This window comes from Devosia naphthalenivorans, from assembly GCF_003056355.1.
Classification (GTDB): Bacteria; Pseudomonadota; Alphaproteobacteria; order Rhizobiales; family Devosiaceae; genus Devosia; species Devosia naphthalenivorans.
In genome coordinates, this window is the sequence record NZ_PYVW01000021.1 from 35,055 (window position 1) to 45,174 (window position 10,120).

11 protein-coding genes are annotated in these 10,120 nt (G+C 61.9%); 7 read left to right on the forward strand and 4 right to left on the reverse strand.

Going from position 1 to position 10,120, the window contains the following annotated elements:
• Positions 1-3: 3 nt before the first annotated feature.
• Positions 4-339 (forward strand): cupin domain-containing protein, encoded by a 336-nt coding sequence (locus tag C8264_RS19785; protein ID WP_108462710.1) that lies wholly within the window; start codon positions 4-6, stop codon positions 337-339.
• A gap of 25 nt (positions 340-364) precedes the next feature.
• Positions 365-1,075, forward strand: coding sequence for a FadR/GntR family transcriptional regulator (locus C8264_RS19790; protein ID WP_108462720.1), 711 nt, complete (start codon positions 365-367; stop codon positions 1,073-1,075).
• A gap of 693 nt (positions 1,076-1,768) precedes the next feature.
• On the opposite strand, the gene kdgD is transcribed toward C8264_RS19790, so the two are convergent.
• From kdgD to C8264_RS19810, 4 genes are all read right to left on the reverse strand, one after another.
• Positions 1,769-2,707 (reverse strand): 5-dehydro-4-deoxyglucarate dehydratase, encoded by a 939-nt coding sequence (gene kdgD / locus C8264_RS19795; RefSeq protein ID WP_108462711.1) that lies wholly within the window; start codon positions 2,705-2,707, stop codon positions 1,769-1,771.
• Between the two features lie 30 nt (positions 2,708-2,737).
• Positions 2,738-3,886: a mandelate racemase family protein gene (locus tag C8264_RS19800; protein ID WP_108462721.1), complete on the reverse strand. Its 1,149-nt coding sequence runs from the start codon at positions 3,884-3,886 to the stop codon at positions 2,738-2,740.
• A 158-nt stretch (positions 3,887-4,044) separates the two neighbouring features.
• On the reverse strand, positions 4,045-5,130 hold the full coding sequence (locus tag C8264_RS19805; protein WP_108462712.1) for a mandelate racemase/muconate lactonizing enzyme family protein: 1,086 nt from the start codon (positions 5,128-5,130) through the stop codon (positions 4,045-4,047).
• Entirely contained in the window at positions 5,127-5,840 is a 714-nt protein-coding gene (locus C8264_RS19810; protein WP_108462713.1) for a FadR/GntR family transcriptional regulator, read from the reverse strand. The genes C8264_RS19805 and C8264_RS19810 overlap by 4 nt, the downstream gene beginning before the upstream one ends.
• 83 nt (positions 5,841-5,923) lie before the next feature.
• On the opposite strand from C8264_RS19810, the gene C8264_RS19815 reads away from it, so the two are divergent.
• The 5 genes from C8264_RS19815 to C8264_RS19835 form a co-directional block, all read left to right on the forward strand.
• On the forward strand, positions 5,924-6,781 hold the full coding sequence (locus C8264_RS19815; protein WP_108462714.1) for an NAD-dependent epimerase/dehydratase family protein: 858 nt from the start codon (positions 5,924-5,926) through the stop codon (positions 6,779-6,781).
• Positions 6,782-7,089: 308 nt separating this feature from the next.
• Positions 7,090-7,869, forward strand: coding sequence for an SDR family NAD(P)-dependent oxidoreductase (locus C8264_RS19820; RefSeq protein ID WP_108462722.1), 780 nt, complete (start codon positions 7,090-7,092; stop codon positions 7,867-7,869).
• Between the two features lie 192 nt (positions 7,870-8,061).
• Entirely contained in the window at positions 8,062-9,189 is a 1,128-nt protein-coding gene (locus C8264_RS19825; protein WP_108462723.1) for an NADH:flavin oxidoreductase/NADH oxidase, read from the forward strand.
• A gap of 99 nt (positions 9,190-9,288) precedes the next feature.
• Complete coding sequence (locus C8264_RS19830; protein WP_108462715.1) at positions 9,289-9,717, forward strand: hypothetical protein; 429 nt, start codon at positions 9,289-9,291, stop codon at positions 9,715-9,717.
• A 129-nt stretch (positions 9,718-9,846) separates the two neighbouring features.
• Positions 9,847-10,120, forward strand: a 274-nt coding sequence (locus C8264_RS19835; RefSeq protein ID WP_162783794.1) for a helix-turn-helix domain-containing protein, incomplete at its 3' end; no start/stop codon positions are given.

Consider the following 10,120-nt stretch of genomic DNA (forward strand, 5'->3'; position numbering starts at 1 on the left):
ATCATGGCCACTTCCGGCAATTTTCTCGACGGCAAGGATGCTGTCTGGCAGGTCACGGGCGAAGGCCGTCGCATGCAGATGCTCTGCTACACCGATGCCCTGATGATGCTGCGCTGGGACTTCGCTACCGGCGCCGTCGGCGAACCCCATACCCATCCGCATACCCAGGCCGCTTATATCGAAAGCGGCCTGTTCGACGTCACCATCAATGGCATTACCAGGCGCCTCGGACCGGGGTCGAGCTATGTGGTCGATGGTGGCGTGCTGCATGGCGCGGTCTGCATCGAGGCCGGTACGATGGTTGATAGCTTCACACCGCACCGCGAGGACTATATCTAGTCAGGTAGGGGGAGACGCAATGGCCATGGAGTTTCGCAGAGGCAGCCTGTCCGAGCAGATCGTCGAGGTCATGCAGCGGCGCATTCATTCGGGCGAATATGCCCGTGGCGACAAGCTGCCGACCGAACTCGAGCTGGTCTCCGAATTCGGCGTCAGCCGGACTGTCATTCGCGAAGCCATCGCCAATCTCAAATCCGGCGGCCTCGTCACCACCCGCCAGGGCGTCGGTGTCTTCGTGCAGCAATCGGCGCCCCTGCGCCCCTTCTTCATCGAAGCCGGCGATCTCGACCGTGTCGCCGAAGCCGTCTCGATCCTGGAGTTGCGCATCGCGCTCGAAGTGGAAGCCGCCGCCCTCGCCGCGGCCCGCCGCGACGGGGATTCGCTGACGGCCATGACGAACGCCATGGATGCCATGAGTGCCGCAATCCTTGCCGGTGACGACGCCATCCAGTCGGACCTCGCCTTTCACCGCGCCATCGCCGCGGCCACCGACAACATGCACTTCCTCAAGCTCTTCAACTATCTCGGCGAATTGTCGGTACCGCGCGCGCGCGTCAACACCTTCGCCATCGCCCAGGAAAGCCGCGAAGATTATCTCAACCGGGTTAACTCCGAGCATGGCAGGGTCTTCGACGCCATCGAAGCCGGCGACAGCGACGGCGCCCGCGGCGCCATGCGCCTGCACCTCATCGGCAGCAAGGAACGCCTCCTCGCCGGCAGCAAGCGACCGGTCTAGCAAAAAATACGCCGTGCTGCCCTCGGGCTTGACCCGAGGGCCGTTCAGGGAACCCTGTCAGAGCGGTTGTGCCTACGGGACGTGACCCTCGGGGGCAGCACGGTGGGCAGCGATAGATCTGATCATGCGGTCAAAGTGACCAGTCCCTCCTTGTGGGGAGTGTTCATTTTGGGTGCTTTGCGCCGCCGTTTCAGTCGACACCCTCCCCCTTGCGGGGAGGGATCAAGGGTGGGGGGCGCCACGCACACCGGATTATGGCAAGTGAACACTTCCTCTCAATGGTCGCGGTTGGCCCGGATCGGAACCACCTTACCCACCGAGTCATTCCGGCGAAGACCGGAATCCATCCTGATCTATCTCAACCTGTCGCGGGCGTGGGTACATCTCAGGATGGATCCCGGCCTCGCCGGGATGACACTGTGGATGTGGAAGCGTCCGAAATGAACCTCCCCCACAAAGGAGTGGCGGGCACCCCCGACATTCGGCCCCCTACGCACCCCCCGGGGCAAAGCAGTCCTACAACTCCCAGCGGCTGGCAAAAGCCACTCCCACCAGCAAACCCGAGGCAGCCGCCAGAAAACCACAGGCATGCCGGCAGCATATCGCAAGCAATCCACAAGCATGCCCGCAGCATGCTGCACGAAAAAACCCCGCGGCTTGCGCCGCGGGGTTCACGCTGGGAGGAGCGTGTAGTTACTGCGGACCGAGGGCGTCGATCAGTTCCTTCAGATCGGCGATATCCTTGGCCGCCAGTTCCGACAGCGGCGGGCGAACCGGGCCGGCCGTATGCCCGACAATGGTCGCCCCGGCCTTGATGATCGAGACGGCAAAGCCGCCGGCGCGGTTGCGGATGCCGATATAGGGAATGAAAAATTCGCGTAGCAGCCGGTTGGTGACGTCGCGATTGCCGGCCTGCACGGCCCGGTAGAACTCGGTCGCCGTCTTGGGGATGAAGTTGAACACGGCCGAGGAATAAACGGGGAAGCCCGCGCCATAATAGGCTTCAGCAAACACTTCGGCCGTCGGCAAGCCGCCGAGATAGCTCAGGCGGTCGCCCATTCTGGCGCGCACCACGGTCACTGCCTCGACATCACCCACGCCATCCTTGAAGCCGATCAGGTTGGCGTTGTCGTCGGCCAGCCGCGCCACCGTGTCGGCGCTCAGCTTGCACACATTGCGGTTATAGACCACGACGCCGATGCGGACCGCCTTGCAGACGGCGTCGATATGGGCGCGCAGTCCCTCCTGGTTGGTTTCGGTCAGGTAGTGAGGCAGCAGCATGATGCCGGCTGCACCACTGGCCTCTGCAGCCTTGGCTAGGTCGATGGCGATGCGGGTGCTGTAGCCCACGCCGGCAATGATCGGGGTGTGGCTGCCGCAGGTTTCCACGGCGGTGCGGATGACCTGCTTGTGCTCGTCCGGGGTCAGCGAAAAACCCTCGCCCGTGCCGCCGGCAGCGAACAGCACCTTGGCGCCGTAAGGCATCAGCCATTCCAGGCGCTGGCGATAGCCGTCCTCGGCAAAGTCGCCAGCGGCGTCGAAATCGGTGATCGGAAAGGACATCAGCCCTTCGGACAAAGCCGATTTCAGCGCCTGCGGATCGAGACTGGTCTGGGTCGAATGAAGAGTCATGGTTGGCCCCCTATGGCCGCCTGCCCGAAGCTAGGCGACGAGATTGTCATTGATGAAATCGAAATTGATGTCTTCGCCCATGCCGGGCTTGTCCGAGAGATGGACGAAGCCGTCCGCGTCCATCGGATCGGCGAGGCTGTTGAGATATTCAAAGCCGTCGTCATACTCGAGGAAAGGATGCAGCAAGCCCCGCTCGTACCAGCGGATATTCTTGGCCGATGCCGCCAGCACCAGGTTGGGCGCACCATTGCCGTGGATTTCGCAGTTCATCCCATAGGCATCGGCAAGATGGATCGACTTGAGCGAGGGCGTGATGCCGCCCACGTCATGCACGCCCGTCCGCAGGATGTCGCAGGCGCCTGCTTTGATCCATTCGGCCCGGGCATAATGTTTGCCGGCCGCACTTTCGGGGCCTAGCACCGGAATATCGAGATTGGCGGCAAGCCAGGCATAGGAAGAAGTGCTCTGCTCGTCGAGCGGCTCTTCGATCCAGGCGAAGTCGAGCTTTTCGAGGCCCCTGCCCAGTTCCAGCGCATCGGTGCGCGAATACCAATGGTAGGCGTCGATCATCAGCGCCACGTCGGGCCCGACGGCCTCGCGCACTGCGGCACAGGCCTTGAGGTCCATCTTCACATTGGGCGACCAGGAGACCGGCGGCATCCAGGTATGCAGCTTGATACCCTTATAGCCGCGCGCCACCAGCTTTTCGGCAAAGCGGCCATAATCTTCCGGCGTTGCCAGCCCGCCCTCGAGCTCGTCACCGCACATCGTGCTGCCATAGGCCGGCACCTTGTCGCGATAAGCGCCGATCAGCTTGTGCACCGGCAGGCCCAATGCGCGGCCAGCCAGGTCCCACAGCGCGGTATCCACCACAGCGAGTGTCCGGTCAGTCAACTGCCCGGCGCTGCCCCGCTGCCAATGCGCCAGTTCCTGCCACAGCAATTCGCGGTCGAACGGATCCTGCCCGATCAGCACCTTCTTGACGAAGGTCTCGATCAGATGCGGGCGGATCGTTTCCGGCGCACCAAAGCAATGACCTTCGCTGCCATCGTCGCAGACAATGCTCAGCATGCCCTGCTTGACCTTGTGCGGCTCACCCGGATGGCCATGCCCCGCCGAATCCTGATGGCGCCGCGTCGTGTGCCGGAAAACCCGCACCTTCACATCTACAATCCGCATATCATCCCCCACCGTCACCAAGGCCCCAGCGCCCAATCGCAACGCATCCAATCCCATCATTTGCCTTGCACTAGCACGTTGTACGACAACCGACAAGTATGCTTTGCTTGAGGTGTCGCAGGTGCTGTCTTCCGGTGATGCTCAAGGGGCACCGAATGCTAACGCTTCAGGCTGAAATGCTGCAGTTGGTCGAGGTCCAGGCTAAAGCCCCAACCGGGCCGGTCCGGCACCAGGATATCCCCGCCATCCATCTGCATCTGTTCCTGATAGAGCGGGCTATACCATTCGAGATGTTCCAGCAGCGTCGCATTGGGAATCGACCCCATGACCTGCAGGCTCATTTCCGGGAAAAGATGTGATGACACCGGCCTGTTATAGGCCGCCGCAAGCGCCCCCACCCGAACGAACTCGCTCACCCCGCCAACCCGTTGCAGGTCCGGCATCAGGATATCCGCCGCCTTGGTATCGAGTAGCCGCTTGAAGCCGTGCAGAGTATAGTCGTTTTCGCCCGAAGCGACCGGCATATCCAGCGCCGCTGCCACTTCGGCCGACTGTTCGAGGTCATGTGCCGGCACTGGCTCTTCGAACCAGGCAATCCCGTACTCCGCCATCTGCTGCCCCAGCCTTATGGCCGCCTTGGCATCGAGCACCTGATTGGCATCAACCATCAAATCCACTTCATGGCCAATGGCTTGGCGCACAGCCTTAAGGCGCGGCAAGTCCACATCCGCCCGCCCCACATGCCGCAGCTTCATTGCCTTGAAACCCGCTGCCGCAAAGCCGCCCGCCTGTTCAACCAGCTCGTCCGTGCTCTCGCTCAGCCACAAGCCGCCGCTTGCATAGGCCGGAACGCGGTCGCGCGCCCGTCCCAGCAGACGCGAGATCGACAGCCCGGCAGCTTTGCCGCGCAGGTCCCACATGGCGCCATCGATAGCGGAAATGCCCATGATGGAAACGCCAGAAAACCCGATGAAATTGATGCGCTTCCAGCATTCCGCCCAGACCGCGGCCGTGTCATCCGGCGAGCGTCCGATCACCGCGTCGCGGAGCACATGCACCATGGCATCGAGCAGTTTCACTTGCTCCGGGCGGATGGTGAAAATCAGGTTCTCCCCAACCAGGCCCTCGTCAGTATCAAGAAACACCGCAATGCAGGAAAACATGGTAATGCGGGCTGTGGCGTTGCCGATAGGCTTGTCCAGCGGCAGCGCCACGGGCACGGTTCTGAGGTCGGTGATTTTCAAAGGGACTCGGCCTCCTTGCCTGCCTGTTGATAGCGGCGGGCGCTGCCCGAAAGATGCTGGCGCATGGCATCGCGAGCAAAGGCCGCATCGCCCTGCTCGATCGCACGTGCAATGGCCCGATGCTCCCCAAGCAACATGGCGAGATAAGCAGCCTCCTGCTCCGGCGTCTGCGCCGTGGCGCTCAAACGACTACGCGGAATGGCGGAAGGCCCAATACCATCAAGGAATTGCGCAAAGCGCGGATTGCCAGTGGCATTGGCGACGGCACGGTGAAAGGCAAAGTCTGCGGCACTGGCTTCTTCTCGGCTCTGGGCCGCTTCCTGCGCCCGCAATGTCGCCCCGATGGCCTGCAGATGCGCCTCGTTGCGCCGCCGCGCGGCCAGGCTGGCCGCCTCGATTTCGACGGCAGAACGGATCTCGAGATCCTGCAGCACATCCGGCACTGATGCGAGGTCTGCTGGGTGTAACCGCAGCGGCGGCACAGAGTATGACTGCGCCACGAAAACGCCAGAACCCCGGCGACTGGTCAACTCCCCGCGCGCCCGCATCCCGGCCACCGCCTCGCGCAACACGGTCCTGCTGATCCCCAGGCTCTCAATCAGCTCATGTTCGGGCGGCAGCTTATCCCCGTCCACCATGGCACGCTCTATGATCCACGCCCGCAATTGCTCCGCCGTCCGATCCGACAAACTCGGTCCACGATTTCCCATCAAGCACCCCTTGCCGCAAAAAATTAATACGACTACTAAGCCATACGACTAATGTTGACAGATGACTAGTCGGGGAGAATGCGGTGCGCATCGTGGTAACGGGTGGATCGGGACGCGTCGGCCGCTTCGTCGTGAGGGAACTCGCGGAGGCGGGCCACACGGTCACTAGCCTCGATCTATCCCCTGCCGCCAAGCGTCATCCCGACGTGCGCTACATGCAGGGCAATGTTTCGAAAGCCGAGGACGTTTTCGGCACACTGACCTATGCAAAGGCCGAAGCCGTCGTCCATATGGCGGCCTGGTCCGATCCCGGCATAGTTCCAGATACGCGCACCTATGGGGACAATGTCGCCGGTGCTTTCAATGTGCTGGACGCGGCAGCGAGCTTGGGATTGCGTCGGGTTATCCAAGCCTCTAGTGCCCAGGTCTACGGCTTTGCCGAACACGCGCCGGTATTTGCGCCCGTGACTGAAGAGCACTCGCTGTTCCCGCTTAATTCCTATGCATTGGCCAAAATCGCAAGCGAGCAGGCGGCAGCCTACTTTGCGAACAAGGGGCTGAATGTGTTGACCTTTCGGATCATGGGCGTCCGCGCTCCCGAGGATTTGCGTGATGAAATTGCCCGTGCCCTGACCCATCCCGAGGCCGAGCGCTTCCTGCTCTGGACCCGCACCGACGCCCGCGACATTGCCACCGCCTGCCGTCAAGCGCTGGAACAGGATACCGTCCCTTCGGGCATCTACAATCTTTCCGGTGCCGAAAACATCTTCGGCATCGAGACCCGGCACCTGCTGGAGCGCCACCTGCCCTCCACCGACTTGTCCCGACTCCCCCGAGGCCTCGCCTCCCCCTTTAGCTCCCAAAAAGCAGCGACCACCTTCGGCTACAGCCAGCGTTTCATCTGGAGCCACTCAAATTCACATGATGTCGAGCAGCAATGAGCCAAATGCTTCGGGTCGCACAAATGGCGGTCTCTGAGCTTCCGATCGACAAAGCACTTATCAGTGGCGCCCGACGGCCAATATCAGTTTAAGTCGGTTCTATCCAAAAGCGGCTGGTCGGAGAACGGCCCAATTCTGCCGTTCGCACCTTTGGTGCCACTGCGAAGTTGGGGCGGGAACCGAACCGTCAGGTCTCGGGCGATTACCGCTCGGAAGCTGCTAGCCTTGCTTAACCGCCCCATAAAGAACGTGACAATCAGGCGGCCACGGTTTGATATCGCAACAAGCTGAACACTGGAGACATGGCCATGGCCAATCAAGCGCTTACGATACCTGACCTGGTCGGCAAGGCGGTGCTGATTACCGGCGCTTCAACGGGAATCGGAGCGGCGCTCGCAACCGCCTTTGCGGCACAGGGGGCCTTGGTCGGGTTGCACTACAATTCCAGCGTGGACTCCGCGGAGGCGCTCGCCAAGACCATTCGCGACAGTGGCGGCACGGTTGAGCTGATCCGCGCCGATGCCTCCAAGGAAGGTGAAATTGCCGGTGCTGTCGGGGCCGCGCAGAAGGCGTTCGGCCGACTGGATGGCCTGATCAACAATGCCGGAGGCATGGTCGCCCGCCAGCCCTACCAGGAATGGACCAGCGCGCTCTATGACCAGATCATGGATCTCAACGCCCGCTCGGTGCTGGCGGCGTCGCACGCTGCCATTCCGCACCTGAAGGTGAATGGCGGCTTCATCATCAACACCACCTCCATTGCGGCCCGCAACGGCGCCAGCAATGGCGCGGGGCTCTATGGTTCGTCCAAGGCTTTTATCGCCAATGTGACCCGCGGCATGGCCAAGGAATTGATCCCTTTTGGTATCCGCGTCAACGCGGTGGCGCCGGGCGTCATCACCACACCATTCCATGAACGCTATTCAACCCAGGCCCAAATGGACGCCATGTTGGCCAGCGTGCCGCAAGGCCGGCTGGGTGTGGCCGAGGATTGCGTCGGTGCCTACCTGTTCCTCGCTTCCGAAAGCCTCTCCGGCTACACCATCGGTCAGACTATCGAGGTCAATGGCGGGCAGTTGATGCCGTAGCGATAACCGGCCTGCTTCGGGCAAGGCCTGGCGCAGACTGGTTCCGGCGCTGGTGCAGAACCTGGTCGGGCCGCGCGAAAGCATTGCATTTCATGCGCACACCGCAACACACCGTTCTTATATCGGCACTTGCCGATGAAACGATGAATGTGCATCTTGTGGCTGCCCAACGGCACCAACCATAGAGCATTTATGTCCAAGCTTTTCTCACCTGCCTCCCTGCGCGGCCTCAACCTGCGCAACCGTACCGTCATCGCCCCGATGTGCCAGTACTCTGCCATCGATGGCTTCGTGAACGACTGGCACATGGTCCATCTCGGACGTTTTGCCATGGGTGGGTTCGGCCTGATCCTGTTCGAAGCCACTGGCGTAACCGCCGAAGGGCGCATCTCATATGGCGACCTGGGCATCTGGAAGGATGAGCATGTCGCGCCGCTGGCACGCATCGTTGATTTCCTTCACAGCCAGGGCGCTGCGGCAGGTATCCAGTTGGCTCATGCCGGCCGCAAAGCCTCGACGCCTGTCACCTGGAATACCGAGGCGGTCAAAACGCCGGAAGGCCGCGCCTCTGTTGGCTTTGAACAATGGACGCCGGTCGCGCCGTCCGCCGTCGCCCATAGCGATGATCCCAGCTTTACGGTGCCGACAGCGCTTGATCTTGCCGGGATCAAGGGTGTCGTTGACGCGTTCGCTGCCGGGGCCAAGCGCGCGCTCGCTGCTGGCTTCGACACGGTCGAAATCCACGCCGCTCATGGCTATCTGCTCAACCAATTCCTGTCGCCTCTGGCGAACAAGCGCACCGACGAATACGGCGGCAGCCGCGAGAACCGCATGCGCCTGCCGCTTGAAGTCGTGGCCGCCGTGCGCGCGGTGTGGCCGGAAGACAAGCCGCTGCTGGTCCGCATCTCAGTCAGCGACAATCATCCGGATGGCTGGCAGGTAGAAGACAGCGTCGCCTTTGCCAAGGAACTCAAGGCGCTTGGGGTGGATGCGATCGACTGCTCCAGCGGCGGTTTTGATGGCGCGATCATCAATTCAGTCGCCCACTACCAGGTTCCGTTTGCACAGGCCGTACGCGACGGCGCGGATATTCCCACGATCGCGGTGGGCCTGATCGATGAGGCTCACCAAGCCGAAGCCGTCATTGCGCGTGGCGAGGCCGATTTCGTCGCCCTGGCTCGTGGTGCACTGGATGATCCCAATTGGGCGCTTCATGCCAACCACATCCTGGGCGAGGATAAATACACCTTGTGGCCGGTGCAAACCAAGCGCATCGAGAGTCTGGACCGTTCGCTAAAGCGCCGGAGCTATGCCGACTAACTTTGGCTTTGCCGCCCTCAAAAACACCGCATTCGCGATGCCAGACTTGCGGTGTTGCGTATGCGGCACCAGATGAGTGCAGCCCTCGGAGGAACGACGATGGATACCAAGGCTGCAATCCTGGCACTGCTCGGCGTTTGGGGCGTAGGCACCTGCGGCAGCGTGATCCCCACCATGGCCCAGGAAACCGAAGATGCCGCCGACGACCACGGCGAGCCCAATCCCCTGCTGAACAAGGTCTGGGTGCGCTCCGAGGCCGACGATGCGCTGCCCGGACCAATGCAGATCTTCCTGGCGGATGGCACGCTGGTCAGCGATAGTTGCTGGGAAACCTACCGCCTGTCGAAATGGCAGCAGGTTTCCGACACCGCCATCAGCTGGGACGAAGACGGCATGACCATCAATGCCGACATCGCCAGCCTTAGCGACAGCGAACTTGTGCTGAATCTGAAACTGGGTAGCGAAACACAGGAGCAGCGGTTTGTGTCAGCAACGGTGCCCTATGTCTGCCCCGACATGGTGAAGTAGCAGCTTCGAAGTTTATTTCGTTCACTCGGCGTCATTCCCTCGAAAGCGGGAATCTCACTCACTTCCGCGCAACAGTGGGATTCCCTCGACTCACGCCACAAGTGCAACACCTGCTATGGTGTTGGTGCGATGGGAACTTTGTATGAGCAGTTGAGCCTGCGGGAGGGGGTTGAGATCGACATTGGGCGGCGCAAGGGGCTCTCGATGCAGGCGATCGGCCAGATGCTGGGGCGTTCGGCCTCAACCATCAGCCGTGAGTTGGGGCGCAATGGCAGGCCCACCAGGCATTGGCGCGGGAGCTATGATGGCGAGCGGGCGGATGGTCTGGCGGCGCGGCGCCGGCGCTGGGATGCCCGCCACAAGTTGGCGCGCCAGCCGGCGCTGGCCATAACGGTCAGGGATT